This is a genomic window from Caulobacter sp. SRI_014 (assembly GCF_057586315.1).
In genome coordinates this window covers 263,662-283,379 of the sequence record NZ_JBYCZQ010000001.1, presented here as the reverse complement: position 1 = coordinate 283,379, position 19,718 = coordinate 263,662, and the positions used below count along the sequence as shown (strand labels likewise).

21 protein-coding genes are annotated in these 19,718 nt (G+C 68.7%); 6 read left to right on the top strand and 15 right to left on the bottom strand.

What is annotated here, in order from left to right; genetic code table 11:
* Window positions 1-17 precede the first annotated feature (17 nt).
* On the top strand, window positions 18-770 hold the full coding sequence (locus AC2YG9_RS01635) for a hypothetical protein (protein ID WP_487296179.1): 753 nt from the start codon (window positions 18-20) through the stop codon (window positions 768-770).
* A 101-nt stretch (window positions 771-871) separates the two neighbouring features.
* Here the strand turns inward: AC2YG9_RS01635 and AC2YG9_RS01630 are convergent, their stop codons facing one another.
* The 7 genes from AC2YG9_RS01630 to uvrB form a co-directional block, all read right to left on the bottom strand.
* The gene (locus AC2YG9_RS01630; RefSeq protein WP_487296178.1) at window positions 872-1,537 is read right to left on the bottom strand and encodes a hypothetical protein; all 666 of its coding nucleotides are present in this window, start codon (window positions 1,535-1,537) and stop codon (window positions 872-874) included.
* An 86-nt stretch (window positions 1,538-1,623) separates the two neighbouring features.
* Window positions 1,624-2,391: a PP2C family protein-serine/threonine phosphatase gene (locus AC2YG9_RS01625; protein ID WP_487296177.1), complete on the bottom strand. Its 768-nt coding sequence runs from the start codon at window positions 2,389-2,391 to the stop codon at window positions 1,624-1,626.
* 2 nt (window positions 2,392-2,393) lie between these two features.
* Window positions 2,394-3,023 carry an FHA domain-containing protein gene (locus AC2YG9_RS01620; RefSeq protein WP_487296176.1) on the bottom strand — a complete coding sequence of 210 codons (630 nt, stop codon included), beginning with the start codon at window positions 3,021-3,023 and terminating at the stop codon, window positions 2,394-2,396.
* A gap of 1 nt (window position 3,024) precedes the next feature.
* Complete coding sequence (locus AC2YG9_RS01615) at window positions 3,025-4,281, bottom strand: trypsin-like peptidase domain-containing protein (RefSeq protein WP_487296175.1); 1,257 nt, start codon at window positions 4,279-4,281, stop codon at window positions 3,025-3,027.
* 27 nt (window positions 4,282-4,308) lie between these two features.
* A complete protein-coding gene (locus tag AC2YG9_RS01610) occupies window positions 4,309-4,869 on the bottom strand; it encodes an FHA domain-containing protein (RefSeq protein ID WP_487296174.1) in 561 nt (186 codons plus the stop codon).
* Window positions 4,870-5,246: 377 nt separating this feature from the next.
* Window positions 5,247-7,556 (bottom strand): serine/threonine protein kinase, encoded by a 2,310-nt coding sequence (locus AC2YG9_RS01605; protein WP_487296173.1) that lies wholly within the window; start codon window positions 7,554-7,556, stop codon window positions 5,247-5,249.
* Between the two features lie 221 nt (window positions 7,557-7,777).
* Window positions 7,778-10,039 carry an excinuclease ABC subunit UvrB gene (gene uvrB / locus AC2YG9_RS01600; RefSeq protein WP_487296172.1) on the bottom strand — a complete coding sequence of 754 codons (2,262 nt, stop codon included), beginning with the start codon at window positions 10,037-10,039 and terminating at the stop codon, window positions 7,778-7,780.
* 140 nt (window positions 10,040-10,179) lie between these two features.
* Here uvrB and AC2YG9_RS01595 point away from each other — a divergent pair, with 140 nt between their 5' ends.
* The 3 genes from AC2YG9_RS01595 (at window position 10,180) to AC2YG9_RS01585 (ending at window position 11,607) form a co-directional block, all read left to right on the top strand.
* The gene (locus AC2YG9_RS01595) at window positions 10,180-10,599 is read left to right on the top strand and encodes a hypothetical protein (protein ID WP_487296171.1); all 420 of its coding nucleotides are present in this window, start codon (window positions 10,180-10,182) and stop codon (window positions 10,597-10,599) included.
* 74 nt (window positions 10,600-10,673) lie between these two features.
* Window positions 10,674-11,111, top strand: coding sequence for a hypothetical protein (locus AC2YG9_RS01590; RefSeq protein ID WP_487296170.1), 438 nt, complete (start codon window positions 10,674-10,676; stop codon window positions 11,109-11,111).
* 67 nt (window positions 11,112-11,178) lie between these two features.
* A complete protein-coding gene (locus AC2YG9_RS01585; protein ID WP_487296169.1) occupies window positions 11,179-11,607 on the top strand; it encodes a hypothetical protein in 429 nt (142 codons plus the stop codon).
* A gap of 60 nt (window positions 11,608-11,667) precedes the next feature.
* Here AC2YG9_RS01585 and AC2YG9_RS01580 read toward each other — a convergent pair whose 3' ends face one another.
* From AC2YG9_RS01580 to AC2YG9_RS01570, 3 genes are read right to left on the bottom strand one after another with little or no spacing between them, the layout of a single operon-like run.
* Window positions 11,668-13,230, bottom strand: coding sequence for a hypothetical protein (locus AC2YG9_RS01580; RefSeq protein ID WP_487296168.1), 1,563 nt, complete (start codon window positions 13,228-13,230; stop codon window positions 11,668-11,670).
* Window positions 13,231-13,290: 60 nt separating this feature from the next.
* On the bottom strand, window positions 13,291-13,725 hold the full coding sequence (locus AC2YG9_RS01575) for a hypothetical protein (protein ID WP_487296167.1): 435 nt from the start codon (window positions 13,723-13,725) through the stop codon (window positions 13,291-13,293).
* 1 nt (window position 13,726) lies between these two features.
* Window positions 13,727-14,173 carry a hypothetical protein gene (locus tag AC2YG9_RS01570; protein WP_487296166.1) on the bottom strand — a complete coding sequence of 149 codons (447 nt, stop codon included), beginning with the start codon at window positions 14,171-14,173 and terminating at the stop codon, window positions 13,727-13,729.
* A 476-nt stretch (window positions 14,174-14,649) separates the two neighbouring features.
* Here AC2YG9_RS01570 and AC2YG9_RS01565 point away from each other — a divergent pair, with 476 nt between their 5' ends.
* Complete coding sequence (locus tag AC2YG9_RS01565) at window positions 14,650-15,651, top strand: cell wall hydrolase (protein WP_487296165.1); 1,002 nt, start codon at window positions 14,650-14,652, stop codon at window positions 15,649-15,651.
* Window positions 15,652-15,685: 34 nt separating this feature from the next.
* On the opposite strand, the gene AC2YG9_RS01560 is transcribed toward AC2YG9_RS01565, so the two are convergent.
* From AC2YG9_RS01560 to AC2YG9_RS01550, 3 genes are all read right to left on the bottom strand, one after another.
* A complete protein-coding gene (locus AC2YG9_RS01560) occupies window positions 15,686-16,501 on the bottom strand; it encodes an SDR family oxidoreductase (RefSeq protein ID WP_487296164.1) in 816 nt (271 codons plus the stop codon).
* 66 nt (window positions 16,502-16,567) lie between these two features.
* Window positions 16,568-16,744 (bottom strand): YegP family protein, encoded by a 177-nt coding sequence (locus tag AC2YG9_RS01555; protein ID WP_487296163.1) that lies wholly within the window; start codon window positions 16,742-16,744, stop codon window positions 16,568-16,570.
* 93 nt (window positions 16,745-16,837) lie between these two features.
* Complete coding sequence (locus AC2YG9_RS01550) at window positions 16,838-17,794, bottom strand: GlxA family transcriptional regulator (RefSeq protein WP_487296162.1); 957 nt, start codon at window positions 17,792-17,794, stop codon at window positions 16,838-16,840.
* Window positions 17,795-17,897: 103 nt separating this feature from the next.
* Between AC2YG9_RS01550 and AC2YG9_RS01545 the strand changes: the two genes are divergently transcribed.
* Complete coding sequence (locus AC2YG9_RS01545; RefSeq protein WP_487296161.1) at window positions 17,898-18,581, top strand: DJ-1/PfpI family protein; 684 nt, start codon at window positions 17,898-17,900, stop codon at window positions 18,579-18,581.
* Here the strand turns inward: AC2YG9_RS01545 and AC2YG9_RS01540 are convergent, their stop codons facing one another.
* Together AC2YG9_RS01540 and ygiD are read right to left on the bottom strand one after the other, a co-directional pair.
* Window positions 18,582-18,794: a hypothetical protein gene (locus tag AC2YG9_RS01540; protein ID WP_487296160.1), complete on the bottom strand. Its 213-nt coding sequence runs from the start codon at window positions 18,792-18,794 to the stop codon at window positions 18,582-18,584. It lies immediately after the preceding gene.
* A gap of 71 nt (window positions 18,795-18,865) precedes the next feature.
* On the bottom strand, window positions 18,866-19,654 hold the full coding sequence (gene ygiD, locus AC2YG9_RS01535; RefSeq protein ID WP_487296159.1) for a 4,5-DOPA-extradiol-dioxygenase: 789 nt from the start codon (window positions 19,652-19,654) through the stop codon (window positions 18,866-18,868).
* Window positions 19,655-19,718: the final 64 nt, after the last annotated feature.

The window sequence follows — 19,718 nt, the reverse complement described above, 5'->3', positions numbered from 1 at the left end:
AGTGCAAGGAGCTCATCATGAGCAGGACCATCACCCGCCTTTTCGACACCCACGTCCAGGCCGTCTCGGCCGTCGAGTCCCTGGAGGCCGCCGGCGTCGACCACGACCGCATCAGCATCGTCTCCAGCAACGCCGACAACTGGCATGACGGCGACCGCAGCTTTGCTTCCGATCGTGGCCCGCTGGGCGACGCCAACGGCGACGGCGAGAACGATGTCGCCGACGGGGCCGGCAAGGGCGCCACGACCGGCGGCGTGATCGGCGGAGTCGGCGGCCTGCTGGCCGGTCTCGGCATGCTGGCCATTCCGGGCCTGGGTCCGGTGGTGGCGGCCGGCTGGCTGGCCTCGACCCTGGTCGGGGCGGCGGCGGGCGCGGCGGTCGGCGGCGCGACGGGCGGCCTGCTCGGCGCCCTGAAGGAAGCCGGCCATACCGATGACGAGGCCAATGTCTACGCCGAGGGCGTGCGCCGGGGCGGCGCCCTGGTCAGCGTCCGGGCCGATGACGAGGACGCCGGCCGCATCGAGCAGCTGCTCAACGGCGGCGTCGACGCCGGCGCCCGTGGCGAGGCCTATCGCCAGCAGGGCTGGAGCCGCTTCGACGACACCGCCAGCCCCTACAGCGTCGATGACATCAGCCGCGAACGCGCGCTGCACGCGTCCCGCGAGGACCGCTCGTTCGGGACCCAGGACGACCGCCAGGACGATCTGGTCGATCCGGACCGCCCCCGCTCGCCGACCGACACCCCGCTCGGAACCCCGCGCCCGTTCTAGGCGCGGGCTCCAGGCCTGACAGACTGACGCCCCGGGCCGGAAGGTCCGGGGCGTTTTTCGTGACGCGCGGCCGAACCGCGTACAGTTCGGCCTGACATGCTCTAGCGGTTCGCCGCCCCCATGGCCTTGATCGCGCCGCGGGCCACGGCCAGCTGTCTGGCAAGGTCCTGGACCGTGTCGCCCTGGGCGTAGAAGTTGAACGACAGCATCTTGCCCTTGGCCGCCGTGACCCCGACCGCCGTGGCCAGCGGGCGCGGGGTTCCATCGATCTGAAGGGTCATGACGCCGGCCAGAAAGACGCCCGTGGCGTCCTCGCCGACCGGCTTGAGGCCGCCGGCGTCGACCTGGACGTCGGCCTTGGCCAGGTCGGAGAACTCCTTTCCGAGCGCCTTTTCGTCCACCGCCTCGCCCATCATCCTGGCGAACTCCGACGGCGTGTCCGGGAAGACGTTGCGCACGTCGTCGATGGTCACGCTGTAGCCTCGGGCGCTGATCGGGAACTTCAGGTGGGCATAGCGCGGCATGTCCGAGCCGCCGGCGGTCATGGTGGCGCAGTCGTAGAGGGTCAGCACCGTCACGTTGTCCTTGTCGTAGGACGCCACGGTCCGGGCGCGGTCGACATAGGCGCCCGTGGCCGGGCAGTAGCCCTCGGGGATCGGGACCTGGATCGTCTGGCCGTCAACGGTGACGGTGACCGACCGCTCGGCCGCCTGCGCCGCCCCGAAGGTGAGCGACAGCGCCGCGATGAGGATGCCCAGGAACTTCATGTGATACGCCTCCCACTGAACGGCCAACCTAGCGTGAGCGGCGGCGGTCGGCCAAGGGCGGAAAAGGCAGGCGCGACCTGGCGGCTTCACCAGCGCGCGACAATCACCGACGCGTTGTCCTGACGGGGCCGGCCGGCCGCGCCCACCGCCGCGATGATCGTGTCGGCCAAGGCCTGAGCGCCGCCGGAGGTCTCCCTGCTCAGCTGGAGAATCTGGGACTCGGACAGGGTCTCGACGCCGTCGCTGGCCAAAATCAGCACATCGCCCTTTCGGTTGCGGATTAGATCGACGCATTCGTCGCGACGCATTTGATCGATTGGTTCGCCCATCAGCACCGAGGTGATGCTGTTGCGGTCCTTGCGGGCCATGGCCGCCTCGCGTGTGAGATCGCCGCGCGCTACCGCCGCGTCGAGCAGGCCGCCGATCGAGTGGTTGGTGTTCAATCGCCTGATCTGGCCGCCGCGGATCAACCAGAGGGGCGAGTCGCCCATGGAGAGGAACATAAAGCCCTGCTCGATGAGCAGCACCGCCACCAGGGTGCCGCCCATGCCCTGAAGGTCTGGATCCTCGCGCACCGCCTGGCGGATGGCCTTGTTGGCGACCTTTGCCCCGTCGCGGAGAACCCGGGCCGGGTTGTCATGACCGTCGAGGCCGTGCTGGCCATCGAAGCAACGGACGATCGACTGGACGATGAGTTGCGAGGCGACATCGCCACCGGCCGCCCCACCCATGCCGTCCGAGAGGACCAGCAGGCCGGCGTCTGGCCCGTCCGGGAACAGGGCGATGCTGTCTTCCTGTTGCCGACGGTCGCCGATCGCCTGTTGCCGGCCAAGGTCGCAAAGCGGTTCGAACATGATCAGTCGCCGGCCAGGACGCTGGCCCAGCTCCAGTCGGGACCAACGCAGGGGATGAAGCGGAATTCGGTCATCCCCGCCTTGATGATACTGCCGGCCTTGAGCGCGACCGAGGTCTTGACCTTGGCCCCGTCAACGGTGGTGCTCGAGGAGGCGGCGTCGGCTTCCTTGAGATCGAAGCTGCCGTCCTCCTCGTCATAGATGATGATGAACTGCATCGCCGACAGGGCCTTATCGCCGAGATCCAGCTGGACCTTGGCATCCTTGCCGCGGCCCACGGCGCTGCGTCCCTGGCTGATGGGAATACAGATGCCCTGGCCTGCCCCCTTGGTGATCAACAGCACGGCGCAGACCGGCTGGCTGGTCGGATCGGCCGGAAAGGTGATGCGAGGACCGTTGCGGCCGCTTCCAGCCTCGATCTGGATCCGCGCCGGGCCCTGTCCCTTGCCGCGGCTCTTGACGACGCCGGCGACAATGGCGTGGGTCATCTCGTCGCCGTCGTCGTCGTCATCTTCGTCCTCGTAAAAGCCGTTCGGATTGACGGGCCTGGTCGCATCCGGGTCGGCCGAGGCGCGTTTGCCCGGCTGCGGCGGCATCTGCGGGCGGGTGGGATCATCTTCGGGAGCGGACATTTCAGAGCCTTTCCAGAGTGTAGCGGGCGTCGCGGGCGCCGAACTCGATGACGTCGCCGACCTTGACCGGGCGAGGGCCGAGACCCTTGATCTCGCCGCCGTTGACGCGGGTGCCGTTGACTGTGCCGACATCGAGCAGAGCGAAGCCGCCGTCCGGCGACCAGCTCAAGCGGGCGTGCTGGCGGCTTGTGCCGGCCGACCCGAAGGTGGCCGTCCGGCCGATGGCGGCCCCGCCTTCGACGGCAATGTCTTCCGACCGGAACAGGAGCGTAAAGCCGGCAGACTCGTTGACGCCCCGCAAGATCAGGCCGTGCGGCGGGCCGGCCGGCGGTGGCGGCGGGCGGCGGGTCTTGCCGAACCGCCAGGCCAGGAAGCCGAGCCCGGCCAGAGCCACGACGCCGGCCCCGACGCCGCCCCAGGTGAGCAGGTCTGCCTGGGCCTTGGCGGCCTTGGCCGCGGCAATCTCGGCGGGGGTCGGTCCTGGCGGCGGCGGGGGCGGCGCCAACGGCTTGGGGGATGGATCGCAGGTGGTCGCCACCTGTTTGAAGTTGAGATTGGACTTGTTCAGATAGGGAATGACGTCCGAGGCGCTGAGCGCCATGTAGCTGCTGTTGGCGCTGGCATTGTAGGCGGTATTGAGGCCGATGATCCGGCCGCACAGATCGACAAGCGGGCCACCGCTCATGCCCTTGTCCAGATCGGCGGTATGCTGGATCTGGCCAACCGCTGGACGGCCGGGCGACCAGGGCGCGGTTGCCACGGTCGAAACGATGCCGTCGCGCAAGGCCGGGGTTCGGTTCAGCTTGCGCCACTGCATGTCGTTGACGACCGGATAGCCGATCGAGCGAACCGGCATGTCCTCGATGGCCGGGCCGGTGGCCAGGGTCAGGGGCTCGCGGAAGAAGTTCTTCACATAAAGGATGGCCAGGTCGGACGACGGATCTCCGCCCCAGTAGGTGGCCGTGACCTCCTCGACCTCGGCTGCGCCGTTGGCGCCGGTGGTGCCGACCTTCGGCGCCAGGACCCGGATGCTGTTGATCCCCGCCCCTTCGATGACATGATAATTGGTGACCACGAAACTGCCCTGAGCATCGCGGCTGACGACGGCCCCGGAGCCCAGGCTGTAGCCATCCTCATGGATCACCCCGACCCGGACAACGCTGGGAAACAGGTCGCCCATACTGGCCTTCTGGGCGGTCGCGGGCGCTGCGAAGGCGAGCACTCCGGCGGCGGCCGCCGCACACAGGAAACGTTTCATATTCAAACCCCCGGCGCCCTCGGCGCGCTAGTCGATCATGACCCAATACTCGGTTGAACCCAGGCGGATGCGGTCGCCGGAACTGATAATTTCCGCACCATTGGTCAGCAGTCGGTCGTTGAACACCACAGTCTCGCCCGGCGCCGGTCGCAGCCAGAGCCGGCCGTCCCGAACCCAGACCAGGGCATGCGTGTCGGCGACGCCGGGAGAGGCCAGCAGCAACGCCGCCGTGGGACTCTTGCCGATAGTCGCCGTCGGCGTCAGGCGATTGCCGGCCAGCCGGTGTTGCCCGCCCTTTTCATCGACCAGGGCCAGGTCCCGGCGCAGGGCCGTGGGCGGGTCCGACTGCGGTGTCGGGACACGGGCCAGGGGCCGGCGGCGCAGGAACACGGCGAAAACGGCCAGGGCCGTCAGGAGGAGCGCCCCGCCGACCACGGCCAGGCCATAGGTCTTCAGGAAGGGCGGATGGGCTTGCGCGCAGGTCGGGGCAGGCGCGCAGGCCGGGTTCGTCGTGGACTTGCCCGCCTTGGTGGTCGGCGCCGCTGCCGGTTTGACCTCCGGCTCCGAGGCTGGTCCCGAAGCGGGCAACGGTTCCGGCGGCTTGATCGGGGGCTTCGCCTCCCTCGTTGCGGGCGCATCGGGCTGAAGGACGGCCGGTCGTTCGCATCCCGGCCGAGCCTCGCCGCCCGGTCCGCTGCAAGGGTCCTGCCTGGGAACCGGCGGCGACGCTGTCTTCTTGCCGGCTGGGGCCGGGTCCTTTGCCGCAACCGCGGGACCGTTCTGCGGGGTGGCCGGCGGCGGTTTGCCGGCCGCGGCTTTTGGGTCAGCGTTCGGGGCCGGAACGGACGCCGGTGCGACCGGGGCCGGCGTGACCGCAGCCGGGGCGGCGGCGGGCGGGCCACCGCGCAATCCGTCAGCCGCAGCTTCGGGCGGCGCCAGGACGGCGAGAGCGAAGACGAGGGCGATCATGGGGCGGCCGGGGTTGTGGCGGCGGCGTCCGGTGCGACGTAGAACTCGTTGCGGCAGCTGTCGGCGCGATCGGGAACCTTGGTCGAGCCCTCGAAGTAGCCTGCCTGGCGCCGGCCGTTGGCTTCGACCCAGACACCACACCCGCTCGGCGTGGCCTCGACCACCTGGCCCCAGTAGATGCGTCCGCCATCCTCCAGCCGGCCCCAGGTCTTCGAGGGCAATGCGTCGGCCTTCGGGGTGGTGTCGGGGCGGCTGAACACCCCTGTCCAGGTTCCGCCGGAGGGCAGGGTCAGCCGGCCCTGGATCAGGTCGTTGGGGCGCGACACGCCGCTGGCGCGACGACCGTCCTTGAAGACAAACAGGCCGGTCCGGACCGCTCCGGAGGACTGGCCGCGGAACTGTAGACGATCGCCCGTATACTCCTCACCCGTCCAGTTCGGCACCTCTCCGCTCTCGTTCGGCGTGAACGTCAGGCTGCCGGACAGGCGCGTCTCGCCAAACAGGGTAGGCGAGGCGTTGCCCACCCAGGTCTGCTCACCGCCGCTGGTCGTCACCCGACCGCGGACCGTTCGCCCGGCCCACGTCATCTCGCCCAGGCCCAGGGGCTGCTGCGTCTCGTCGACCTCGCCGAGGTAGACGAAATAGTCAGAGCTCACCTTCCACGGATTGCGGGTTTCGCTGAAGGTCTGTTCGATGAGGTGGGTGTGCGACGGGCCGCAGGCATATCTGCCCTCATAGTTGCGGATGCCGGTGTCGGCCTGAATGCCGTAATAGCTGGAATAGGAATACATCGGCCTGATGTTCGGCCCTTTGCGGTGGCACCAGTCTCCGGTCGTGATCTGCACATCACCGTAATACGAACTGCCGACATTCCAGCCGTGGAAGATTTCCAGCGGCTTGAGCGACTGCTCGTAGCGCTCATACCGCGCCGTCGCTTCGTCCCGCAGCGGCGTGACCTGCCCCACCTCGGTGACGGCCTTACGGGCCTGGCTTTCGCCTTCGAGCGCCTGGCTCTCGCCCTGTTGGGCGGCCGCCAGGGCATCGCGATAAGCGGTCTCAGCCTGGGTCATGATGTGCTTTTCCAGGGCCGCGCCGCCGGAGGAAACAACCATGAAGACGATGCCGCCGATGACCGCGGCCGCCACGCCCGCACCGCCGCCGATCAGCACCGGACGCGGAAGCGTTTTCGACCGGCCCTTCGGCGGCTGGTCCTCGTCCTCGCCCTCGATGTCCGGACCGTCGGCGAATAGCTCAGCGCGCCATTCGGCGATCGACTGGGGACGTTTGGAGCCCTGCTGGTTGAGGCCCTTATCGACCGCCCGAAGGAAGCGGGCCGGGGCGCGGGTCGCCGAGGTGTCGTCGCCGGGGACAGGGCGGATCAGTTGCCGTAGCTTCGCCCCGCCCAGCAGGTCGGTGCCGCTGGGTGGCCGCCCCTGGAAGGCGCGCCAGATCAGCGCCGCCAGGCTGTAGATGTCCGTATGGGCGCCCTGGGCCTCGATCTGGTTGTCTTTCAGTTCGGGCGGGGCGAAGGCCTCGGTGACCACGCCGATGGTGCGGGTGACGTCATCGTTGTCGCGGATCACCCGGGCCGAGCCGAAGTCGATCAGCACCAGCCGCGTATCGGAATGGCGCAGGACATCGGCCGCCGCCGCCTCGCGCAGCTCGTCGGGCGGGACGACGAGGATGTTGGACGGCTTGATGTCCCGGTGCAGCAGGATGTTGATCTCCTCGCCGGTGATCTCCCGGGCGAGGGCGGTGCCGGTGGTGTGGACGTAGTCCACCGCGTCCAGCAGTTGCTCCAGGAGCGGCCGGAGCAAGGCCAGATCGACGTGCTGGCCTTCGGTCGCCTCGACGTCGCGCAGATAGTGCTCCAGGGTCACCCGGCGCTCGACGATCACGGCGCCAGTCTCGGTGCCGCCCAGCTGCTCGCGGCCCTCGATCAGCGGCGAGACGTGGTAGGCCGTCCCGTTCAACTCGAAGGAGGCGGTGACCCGGTTGATGCCCGGGTGGTCGAAGGCGGCCAGCAGCCGGCCTTCCAGCAGGAAGCGCTTCAGCCCCTCCTGGAAGATGCGCTCACTGCCCTCGACAGCGCGGGGCGCGACCTGGCCGCGGGTGTCTCGCTTGGCGAAGGCGCGGGGGAAGTACTCCTTGAGGGCGACCGGCTCGCCTGACTCCGAGACGGCGCGATAGGTGACGCCGAAGCCGCCGATGCCGATCATGTAAGCTGGCGGCTTCAGGCCGGTCTCAGCCGCCCAGGCCGTCGCGACCTCGGTCGTCCAGACCCCCTCGCCGTCCGGATCGCCCACGATTGCTCCGGGCCCCAGATACCTCGCCATCATGCCCCCTGCGCGTCGCTCAACGCGCCGCTGTCCCGTCAGGCGGAAATCAAAGCACAACGTTATGTGGTTAACCAGACCGAGTTGGTCGAAAGCTCAACTTATGGCCGAATTTTGCGCTGGGGCGCGGGAAGGGACTTCAAACTGGCGGAAGGCGTAGTCACTCACATGGCTGATAGCGGCACGACGCCCTACCGCTTCCCCTTCCGAAACGCCTCCGCCGCCTCCACCCGCGCCTGCTTGCGCAGCGCCTTCGGCACGCTCGCGTCCACCGACTCGCCCGCGCCGGTCATCACCTCGTTGGCGAACTCCAGGTCGAGCAGCTTCAGCCGCTTGATCTCGTCCCGCAGCCGGGCCGCCGTCTCGAATTCCAGGTTGCTGGCAGCATCCCGCATGCGGGTTTCCAGGTCGCGCAGGGTGGCCTGGAAGTTGTTGCCGAGGAAGGGTTTGGCGTCTTCGGCGACGCCGGCGTCGATGCGGACGTGGTCGCGTTCGTAGGGGCTGGCCAGGATGTCCTTGATGCTGGACTTGATGCTCTCCGGGGTGATGCCGTTGGCCTGGTTCCAGGCGTGCTGCTTCTCGCGGCGGCGCTGGGTCTCGCCCATGGCCCGCTCCATCGAGCCGGTGATGGTGTCGGCGTAGAGGATCACTTTCCCGTCCACGTTCCGCGCGGCGCGGCCGATGGTCTGGATCAGGCTGGTCTCCGAGCGCAGGAAGCCTTCCTTGTCGGCGTCGAGGATTGCGACCAGGCCGCACTCGGGGATGTCGAGGCCCTCGCGCAGCAGGTTGATGCCGATCAGGATGTCGAAGGCGCCCAGCCGCAGGTCGCGGATGATCTCGATGCGTTCGAGGGTGTCGACGTCGCTGTGCATGTAGCGGACGCGCAGGCCCTGCTCATGCATGTATTCGGTGAGGTCCTCGGCCATCTTCTTGGTCAGGACGGTGACCAGGGTGCGGTAGCCGCGCTCGGCGGTCTCGCGGGCCTCGGCGATGACGTCGTCGACCTGGCTGGTGTTGTTCTTGCTGACCGGGCGGACCTCGACCGGCGGGTCGATCAGGCCGGTGGGGCGGATCACCTGTTCGGCGAAGACCCCGCCGGCCTTGTCCATCTCCCAGGGGCCGGGGGTGGCCGAGACGTGCACCGTCTGGGGCCGCATGGCCTCCCACTCCTCGAACTTCAGCGGGCGGTTGTCGAGGCAGCTGGGCAGGCGGAAGCCGTACTCCGCCAGGTTCCATTTGCGGCTGTAGTCGCCTTTGTACATGGCGCCGATCTGCGGCACCGTCTGGTGGCTCTCGTCGGTGAAGAGGAGGGCGTTGTCGGGGATGTATTCGAAGAAGGTCGGCGGCGGCTCGCCCGGGCGGCGGCCCGTCAGGTAGCGGCTGTAGTTCTCGATGCCGGCGCAGGAGCCGGTGGCCTCGATCATCTCGATGTCGAAGGTGGTGCGCTGTTCGAGGCGCTGGGCCTCCAAGAGCTTGCCGTTGGCGACCATCCAGTCGAGGCGCTGCTTGAGCTCGGCCTTGATCTGGTTGACGGCCTGGCGGAGCGTCGGGCGCGGGGTGACGTAGTGGCTGTTGGCGTAGATCTTCACCGTCTCGAGGTCGGCGGTCTTCTTGCCGGTCAGGGGGTCGAACTCCTGGATGGCCTCGACCTCGTCGCCGAACAGGCCGATGCGCCAGGCCCGGTCCTCGTAGTGGGCGGGGAAGATCTCGATGGTGTCGCCGCGGCGGCGGAACATGCCGCGCTCGAAAGCGGCGTCGTTGCGCTTGTACTGCTGGGCCACCAGGTCGGCCATCAGCTGCTTCTCGTCGATGCGGTCGCCGACCGACAGGGAGAAGGTCATGGCCGTGTAGGTCTCGACCGAGCCGATGCCGTAGATGCAGGAGACGGAGGCGACGACGATGACGTCGTCCCGCTCGAGGATCGCCCGGGTGGCGCTGTGGCGCATGCGGTCGATCTGTTCGTTCCGGGATGAGTCCTTCTCGATGTAGGTGTCGGTGCGGGCGACGTAGGCTTCCGGCTGGTAGTAGTCGTAGTAGCTGACGAAATACTCGACGGCGTTGTCGGGGAAGAAGGACTTGAACTCGCTGTAGAGCTGGGCGGCGAGGGTCTTGTTCGGGGCGAGGATCAGGGCCGGGCGCTGGGTCTCGGCGATGATGCTGGCCATGGTGAAGGTCTTGCCCGAGCCGGTGACGCCGAGCAGGACCTGGTCGTGCTCGCGCGCCTTGATGCCGGCGACGAGCTCCTTGATGGCGGTCGGCTGGTCGCCGGCGGGTTCGTAGTCGGCGACGAGGTTGAAGCGGCGGCCGCCCTCGGACTTTTCCGGGCGCGAGGGGCGGTGGGGCTTCCACAGCATGGGCGAGCCCGGGTTGGCCAGGTCGTGGACGAACTGGGCGGAGACATCCTGGACGCCCTTAAGTGAAGATTGGGGCGCGAGGTTTTGCTTGGAAGGCATGGGGCGAATGTAGGTCTCTCGCGGGCGTGGGGCCAGTGGGGCTGGTGACAGGGGTTGGCAGCAACAACGCGGCCCCCTTTCCCGGGGATGCGCGGCGAGCGGGTTGGCGCTCTCATGGCATCGTCAGTCGGAGCCTGCTCATGCGCCTCATAGTCCCCGCGCTCGCCGCGATCCTCGCCTTCCAGGCCCTGCCCGCCGCCGCCCAGGACCATCCGCTCGACGGAACCTGGGAGGGCGCCTACAGCTGCAACCAGGGCAAGACCGGGCTGACCCTGACCCTCGACGCCACGCCGGCCGGCAAGGTGTCCGGCGCCTTCGCCTTCTGGCCGCGCAGCGACAATCCGGGCGCGGCTCGCGGCAGCTTCACCATGGAGGGCGAGATCACGCCGGAGGGCGCCCTTACCTTGCGCTGGGTGCGCTGGATCAATCAGCCGGCGGGCTATGCCATGGTCAACCTCGAGGGCCGGGCCTATCGGGACACGACGGGTGGGAAGGATACCCTGATGGGGAAGGTCACCGGTCTTTCGGGTTGCACCGACTGGGCGGCGCGAAAACAATAGCCGGCCGCCCCCCATTTGGGAGGAAGACAGACAGGTGACGAGCGGCGATTGCAGGGTCCCCAACGGAGTGACCCATGCGAATCGCCGCTCGACTGATTGTCCCCACGGTCCTGATGGCCGCCATGATGGCGTCGTCGGCGCTCGCCGCCGATGCCCGGTCGATGACCGGAGTCTGGGAGGGGGGCTATGACTGCTGGCACGGCAAGACCTTCGTGCGACTGACGCTTGTCGGCGAGGCCAACGGGGATCTGAAGGGGACCTGGCGCTTTGGGCAAACCAGCTATGAGGGCGTCGCCCAACAGCCGGTGCCCGACGGCGAGTTTGAAGTCCACGGCTGGCTGGAGGACGACGGCGGGGTCCATCTGTCGGCCGGCGACTGGATCCTGAAGCCGGAGGGAGACTGGGCCAAGTTCGGGGTCATCGCTGATCTGGTGGAGGGCAAGTCCGACCGCTACATCGGCGGCTACATCCTCTCGCCGACCTGCGGCAAGTTCGCGGTGTTCAAGAAGTAGGGCCCCCCAATGCGAGGATGACGCCCGGCGGGGCTCGTGCTGTGCTGGCGGCGAACCGGAGGTCTCCATGCGCCGCCTTGCCGTCCTCGCCGCCGTCGCCGCCATGTCCGCCGTGGCCGGGCCCGCCCTGGCCATCGACGCCAACCCGCTCGATGGGGTTTGGGAGGGGGTCTATGTCTGCGGCCAGGGACCGACCCGTCTGACCCTGACGCTGGACGGCCATGCGGACGGCCGGATCACGGGGGTGTTCGCCTTCGGGCCGCGGCCCAACAATCCCTACATCGCCGCCGGCAGCTTCCGCGTCGAGGGCAAGGTGGAGAGCGACCAGGTCTTCACCCTCAACGGCGTGCAATGGATCGAGCAGCCGTACAATTACAGCATGATCGGCATCCGGGGCCGGATGTACAAAGGCAAGAACCCGGGCGATCCCCTGAACCTGTTCGGGGACATGCTGGGCGGCAGCGGCTGCACCAACTTCTCCGTCGACAAGCAGTAGGGGACCGCGGCCGGTCAGGGACCGGAAGGGGGCCGGCTGAAGGACCCGCGCCAGACGTGATCAGTAGGGCGTGGCGTAGTCGCCGCCGTAGGGCACCTTGATCGGCCGGCTGTAGCGGGCCAGCGCCTTGATGACCTCCGGCCTCGCCAGAACCTTGTCGCGGGTTTCCACGACCCGGGCGATGAAGGGCGTCTTGGGCAGGGCTCCGCGGCTTCCGGTCAGGTTGGCGCCGATGGCGCCGTCGCGGTGCCTGGGCGATTCCAGCCGCCTGACCAGCAGGGCCGCCGCCTCGTCGACGCGGCCCAGGCACAGCTGGGCCTGGTAGAGGGCGGCCGGATTGTCCTCCCATTTCGGCGCCATGCGGGCCAGCACGGCCGTAGCCCGCTTGCGGTCGATGTCGCTGAGGGCGCAGACCATGCCGCTGTCGCGCCAGCCGATACCGTAGGGCGAGCCGTCCTTGTCGCCGATCTCCTGCAGCAACGTCAGGGCCTCCGCCGCGCGGCCGGCGTTGATCAGGTCGCCGGACCAGTTGACCCGCTGGGAGATGCGGTCGCCGGTCTTGTCGCTGACCGGGATCATCTGGCGGAACAGCGCGTCGGCCTCGGCCTCGCGGCCCAGGTCGCCCAGGGCGCCGGTCAGGCTCAGCAGCAGCCAGGGGCTGTTGTCCTCCTGGTCAACGAAGGCGTCGGGCGTCGCCAGCCGGGCCCGGGCGGCCTCGCCCAGTGTGCGGGCCTCTTCGGCCCCGTCCGTCAGGCGCAAGGCGTCCATCAGGGCCATGATGTTGGACAGCCGGTTGGGCTCCCTGGCCAGCAGCGCGCGCTTGTTGGCGACGTTGGCTTCGGCGACGGGCTTCCAGTCGAAGCGGCCGGCGGCCTCCATCTCCGTCCACAGGGGTTCGAAGCGGCGGTCAAGCGCGATGGAGATCAGGCTGTCGGGATCGTCGACCGGCGCCAGGGTCGCGCGCATGGCGGCGACGTCCTTGAGGTCGGCCTGGCGCCGGGCCAGGTCCATCCGCCACCAGACGCGCGCCGCGTCCTTGGCCGAGGGGTGGCTCCAGTCGGCCTTGACCAGGCGGCTGAGTAGCGCCAGCTCCAGGGCAGGGTCCTTCTTGGCGGCGACCAGCATCGATCCGAACCACGAGGCTTCCCAGTGGTCGACCATGCCGGGGTAGCTGTCCATGACCGCCAGCAGCCGCCTGGCGGCCTGCAGCCTGTCCTTGCCCCTGCCCAGGTCGCCGGTCATCAGATGGTAGTTGAGCATGCCGCGCTCGGCCGGCGTGACGGCGATCGGCTCCAGCAGCCGGGCGGCGAACAGGGCGTCCGGATCGGCGTTGCGCTCTGTGCAGGTCAGGATGCTGAACAGGGCATTGCGTTTGACCGGTTCAGACAGGCCGGAGAAGGCCCTGTCTCTGACGATGACCAGCAGGTCCGCCTTGCCGGCCTCACAGCCGTCGAAGCCTTCCTTGCGCAGCCTGACCAGCCGATCGACGACGCGGGCTTCGAAGCCCTCGAACTGGGCCGGCGCCGGCGGGGCCGTGGCGTTGGTGTGAGGATTGGGCGCGGCGGCGGCGGGCGCGGCCAGCAGCATGGCGGCCATGAACAGGCCCGTCATCGGCGAACGCATACAGAAAATCCCCCTGAACGGCGCCAGCATCGCTGGCGCCGCCAAGGGATGCAAGGCCGCTCAGCCGAACTTGCCGGTGTAGCCTTCGTAGATGTCCAGGCAGGCGCTGCGCTGCAGGTTCCAGGGTCCGGTGCGCTTGTCGCCGCCGCGGGACAGCAGCTCGTTGCCCAGTTCGCGGCCGGTTGCCAGCTGCTCGGAGGCCAGAGCCATGGCGGCCTTGCGCTCCATGCCCCGGTCGCGGACCAGACGGTCGATCGAGGCGTTGAACATGGCCACGCCGGTGGTCTTGTCGGCTTCCTCGCCACGGTAGGCGAAACCGGCCGAGAAGACGCCGGCGCATTGGGCGTGCAGCACCCAGTAGGGCTTGCCGACGTCGCTTTCGGTCAGGGCGCTGGAGGCGCCCTTGGCCATCAAGAGGTCAGCGGCTGAGGCCGGCACGGCGCCGGCGGCCAACGCCAGAACCGTTACGGCGGCGACAATCCCCCGGATCTTCATATCAGTAGCTCACCTGGGTGTAGGCCTCGGCGACGTCGAGGCAGGAGCTGCGGGCGAAGTTCCAGGTCGACTTGGCGCTGGTGTCGCCGCTGGAGACCAGGCTCATGCTGTCGGTGCGGGCCTTGAGCACAGCCGGCTCGATGGCCGCCAGGGCCTCTTTGCGGGTGATGCCGCGGTCCTTGACCAGGCGCTTGATGGCGTCGTTGGCGAAGCTGACGGCCAGCTTGCTGGAAGCCTGGGCGCCGGCGCTGTCGCCGGTGTCGGTCAGGTACTGGGCGGCGGCGCCGAACAGGCCGGCGCACTGCGCCTGGGCCGACCAGTAGGGCTGGCCATTGAGGTTCTCGGTCAGGCTGTCGGGCGCGGCCTCGTACAGCAGGTCGCCCGCCAGCGCAGGCATCGCGGCCAGAGCGAGGGCGGCGGCAGCGGCCCCGGCGATGAGCTTCTTCATGGACGTCTCCAATACGTCACGAGTGGACGTAGAACATGGTGACTCGCAATGGGCGTTTGCGCAATGGATACCCAAGCTGAGAGGACAGGTTTCGCACAGTAGTCTTCGCTCGACAGGGGAAACTTGCCGCAGTGCGGGGATGCGCCGGAGTCTCCGCGAATCTGCAAGAACTTGAAGGTGTTAACCCGACCCGGCGCGAAATCTGACGGCCTGCTTCATGTTGCGGTGCAGCATTGCCTTGCGAATCGGCCACATTTGGGCCATAAAGTCTGGGATAAGGACCACCTCGGCCTAATCCTGATCCTGGCCGAATCCGTCGTTCAATCGCCCGCGTAGCGTATTTTGGGCTCGTTCGACGCTGATACCGGGGGGCGCATCCTGCCCCTGTCGCACAGGACTTGAGACCTTTGTTTTTGTTTGAACGGAGCCGCGCTGGCGCGCGTGCCCTGGTTGTTGGCGCATCGACCGGCGCCGCCATGGGCCTCATCGTCGCGGCCGCCTATGTGGCGGGCACCGCTGACGCGCGCGAGCAGAACGTCCGTATGGCCGACATGGCCCAGGCCGCCGGCGGCGGCTATTCCGAAATCGCCCTGCGCGACCGCGTGCTCGACATGGACCCGGCCGCCCTGGCCCTGGCCCGCCGCTACGACCCCACCCTGACCACCGGCGGCGCCCAGCGCGACCGCCAGACGGCGCTGGAAGTCGCCCGCATGGACCGCGCCGCCCCTCTGCCGGCGGCGCAGCCGAAGTCGGCTGTCGGCCTGCTGCGCGCCAGCTTCGGCGGGCCGTTCAACCCGGCCGCCAAGCCGTTCAAGCTGAGCGCCGACCTGGACAGCTCGCGCGACCTCGAATGCCTGACCCAGGCGGTCTATTATGAAGCTCGTGGCGAGACCCCGGCCGGCCAGGCGGCCGTCGCCCAGGTGGTCCTGAACCGCGTGCGTCACCCGGCCTTCCCCAAGAGCGTCTGCTCGGTGGTTTTCCAGCGGGCCTTCGGCGTCTGCCAGTTCAGCTTCGCCTGCGATGGCTCGATGCGCCGGGGCCGTGAGCCGGGCGCCTGGAGCCGGGCCCGCAAGGTCGCCAGCCGCGCCCTGGGCGGCGAGGTGATGGCCAGCGTCGGCAACGCTACCCACTTCCACACCATCAACGTCTCGCCCGGCTGGGGCCCGCGCATGGTGCGGGTGCAGCAGGTCGGCCTGCATGTCTTCTACCGCTTCGGCGGTGGCCGCGGCGCGCCGGGGGCCTTTGACGGCCGTCCGCGCCTGTCGGGCCCGGAAGGCAACTTCCAGGTCGCGTCGGCCACGGATATGCCGGCCGGCCCGCAGCCCTATGAGATGGTGACCCCGTCCGGCGCCACGGTGATCCTGGCTTCGGCCGTCACCGAGACCAAGGCGACCGGCGTCGGTGGCCCGGCCGAAAAGCCCAAGGAGCCGGCGACGGCCCCGAAGGCCGAGGCTTCGGCTGCTCCGAGCGCGATGTAACTTTCCCTTCTCCCGACAAGCGGGACAGGGATCGTTATGTGGCTTCCGCCAGCGCCTTGAAGCGCTTGCGGATCATGCCCGGCATGAAGCGCAGCATGAAGGCGATGTCCTTGCCGGCCTTGCCGACGATGTAGTTGAGCTTGTCGCCCTTGCCGGCTGCCGCGTCCCAGATGACCTGGGCCGCTTCCTCGACCGTGTAGACCGGCGAGCCGCCCTCGCGGATGGCGTCGGTGATCTTCATATTGGTTCCACTGGCCCCGGCGTTGAGGATCGGCGTGTCGACGAACCAGGGCATGATGCAGCGCACTGCCACGCCGAAGCGGGCGAACTCGGCCTCCAGCGATTCCGACAGGCCGCGCACCGCGAACTTGGTGGCCGAATAGATGGCCATGCGCGGGGCCCCGAACAGGCCGGCGCAGCTGGCGACATTGATCAGGGTCGAGCCCGGCGTGGCCTTGAGCAGCTCCAGGCCGGTGCGGGCGCCGTAGATGACGCCCTTCACATTGATGTCGATCTGCAGATCGCCTTCCTCGAGGCTCTGTTCCTCAAGAAAGCCGTAGCGGGCGATGCCGGCGTTGTTGAGCAACACGTCGAGGCGGCCGCCGCTGGCCTTGGCGAAGGCCGCGATGGCCTTTTCCCACTGTTTGAAGTCGCGCACGTCGAGATCGACGGTGACGCCGTTGCCGGGGCCGATCTCGGCCAGGGCGGCCTTGAGGCCCGGCTTGTCGATGTCGGCCAGACCGACGAACCAGCCCTCCTTGGCGAAGCGCCTGGCGGCGCCCAGGCCAATGCCGCTGGCGGCGCCGGTGATGAAGATGCACTTGCGCCCGTTGGCGCCGGCCGTGGCCATGGGCCGCCTCCCGTTCCGATTATTGGTTATCGCCGATCAGAAGCGGGAGGAGCCGTCAGGTCAAGCTCAGCTGTTGTCTTCCGTCGGGGCCTCCGGGCCGTTTTTCTTGATGGAGTCGATGGCGTTCTGGGCGGAGGCCTTGGAACTGTAGCCCTCAGTCGAGAAGATGGTCTCGCTGTTGTATTTGAAGCGGACCCGGTACTCGCCGGCCTTGTCTTTGTAGATCTCGAACTTGTGGGCCATGGGGCGTCTCCATTGGTAAGGAAGCCGACATTGGCGCGGCCCGGCGGCGGTCGTCACCACACAGGGGCGTGAGGGACCATCATCCTCCCCCGTTTACGGGTGAGGATGAGCTGCGCCCGACGAGCGCCGCAGCGCCTGCGGCGGTTGGCCGAAGGCGCGGAGGAAGGCGCGGCGCATGCGTTCGCTGTCGCCGAAGCCGGTTTCGAGAGCGACGTCCTCGACCTGCAGGGGCTGGCTTTCCAGCAGGGTGCGGGCCGCTTCCAGGCGCAGGCGTTCGACGGCCTTGGCGGGGGTGAGGCCGAGCTCGGAAGAGAAGGCGCGCAGGAAGGTGCGTTCGCTCATCTTCGCCTGCTCGGCCAGTTCGGGGACGGTCAGGGGGCGGCGCAGGTTCTCGCGCATCCAGGCCAGAAGCGGATCGAAGCGGCCGCCGGCCTCCATCTCCAGCAGGGCCGAGAACTGTGACTGGCCGCCGGGTCGGCGGTGGTAGACGACCAGTTGCTGGGCGGTCTTGCGGGCGATGTCCTCACCCAGATCCTCGCCGATCAGGGCCAGGGCCAGGTCGATGCCGGCGGTGATGCCGGCGCTGGTCCAGACCGGGCCGTCGCGGACGAAGATGCGGTCGGCCTCCAGTCTCACGGTCGGGTAGGCGCGGCGGAAGTGGTCGGTTCGGTTCCAGTGGGTGGTCGCCCGCCTGCCATTGAGCAGCCCGGCCTCGGCCAGGATGTAGGCCCCCGAACAGACCGAGGCGACACGGCGGGCGGCGGTTCCGGCGGTTCGAACGAAGTCGAGGGTCGTCTCGCAGATCGCCGGGCCGCGGGTGCCTTCGCCGCCGCTGAGCAGCAGGGTGTCGAAGCGGTCGGCGCCGTCGAAGGCGCGGCTGTCGACGGCGACGCCGCCGGACGAGCGCACCAGGCCGCCGTGGCGGCTGACCGTCTCGATCTCATAGGCGCCGGGCCGGTAGCGGGCGGCGATCTCGAAGGCCGACATGGGTCCGGCCGCGTCGAGCAGCTGGAAGTCGGGGAAGATCAGGACGCCGATGCGCTTGGCCATGGTCCGTCAGCCTGCTTGGCGGAAAGTGAGGGATCAATGTCATTTCAGACAAGCGCCGCATCGGGCAGGATGTCAAGGTCACCTCATTCAACGGAGCCTCCCCATGCCCGCCGCCCCGCTGCACATCGTCTTCGCCCTCTATCCGGACGTCACCCATCTCGACTTCACCGGCCCGCACCAGTTCCTGAGCCGCCTGCCAGGCGCGCGGGTGACCGTGGCGTGGAAGGATGGTGGCGAGCTGGAAGCCGACGGCCTGACCTTCGCCGGTCTGTCGCGGCTCGACGCCATCGAGACGTGCGACATTCTCTGTATCCCCGGTGGGTTCGGGACCAGCGCCGCCATGCTGGACGAAGCGTTCCTGGACGAGATCCGTCGGCTGGCCGGGCTGTCGCGCTATGTCACCAGTGTCTGCACGGGCTCGCTGATCCTGGCGGCGGCGGGGCTGCTGGCCGGCAAGCGGGCGGCCTGTCACTGGGCCTGGCGCGATCAGCTGAGCCTGTTCGGAGCCATCCCCGATCCGGCCCGGGTGGTGCGGGACGGCAATGTCTTCACCGGCGGCGGGGTGACGGCGGGCATCGATTTTGCCCTGACCCTGGCGGCCGAGGTGGCCGGCGACGACTTCGCCCAGGCCCTGCAGCTGGGGCTGGAATACGCCCCGGCCCCGCCGTTCAACGCAGGCCGGCCGGAAACCGCGCCGCCGGAAATCCTGGCGCGGGTGACGGCCATGTACGGCGCGGCCATGCCCGAACGGCTGGCGGCCGCCGAGAAGGCGGCGGCCGCCGTTTGATCAACGGTCCTGCGTCCGGGCGTGCACGGTCTCGACGTTCTGGTGCAGATTGCCGTAGCGGCCCTGCTCCTTGAGGTTGGCGTCGGCATCGCCCTCCTGGGCCGACTGCAGGCCGGTCTCGGCGTCGCGGCGGCCCTGGGTGTCGCCGGCGAGGTCGGGGCGCTGGCCCCGGAAGCTGCGCTGTTCCTTGGGGATGGGCGGGGCTTTGGACATGGGGCGCTCCTGTGTTGTGGCCCCCGACGCAACGATAACGGCCCCGGACGGTCCTTGTTGCAGGACGGCGTTCAGCCAGACGCCAGCGTCGGGGCGCCGTAGGCCACCGAGGTCATCGAGATGGCGGCGAAGACATCGTCGTTGAAGAAGCCGACCGGCTCATCCGCGTGGCTGGCGCCCAGCACATAGAGCAAGGGCAGGTAGTGTTCGGCGCTGTTGATGGCGAGGTCGGCGTCGGCGCCGAGGCTTTGCCAGTCGATCAGCGGGTCGTGGTTGCGCTCGATGATCAGGCGCTTGGCGGTCTCGTTGAAGCGCGGCGACCAGTCGGGGGTCGTCCCGCTGCGGAAGTTCACGGCCCGCAGGTTGTGGACGATGTCGCCGCTGCCGACGATCATCGCGCCTTCGTCGCGCAGGGACGCCAGGCGTTGGCCGGCCTCGTAGTGCCAGCGGTCCGGTTTGCTGCGGTCGATGGACAGGGCGACGATGGGGATGTCGGCCTCGGGGTACATCGGGGCCAGCACGCTCCAGACGCCATGGTCGAAGCCGCGCTCGGTATCGAGGGCGACCGGGTCGGGGCCGAGCAACTCGACCACCCGCCGGGCCAGGGCGAGGTCGCCGGGAGCGTTGTAGCGGACGTCAAACAGGGCCTGGGGGAAGCCGAAGAAGTCGTGGATAGTTTCGGGCCGTTCGCCGGCGGTGACGGCGACGCCGTGCGTTTCCCAGTGGGCCGAGATGATCAGGATGGCCTTGGGGCGCGGCAGGGCCTGGCCGGCGTGGGCCCAGCCCTGGGTCCAGGCGTTGTTCTCGATGGCGTTCATCGGCGAGCCGTGGCCCAGGAACAGGGCGGGCATGCGGGTCATGGGGTCGTTCCGTAACAAGATGAGATACAGATAGGAGATCGTCAGGACGTTGCAACCCCGCCCG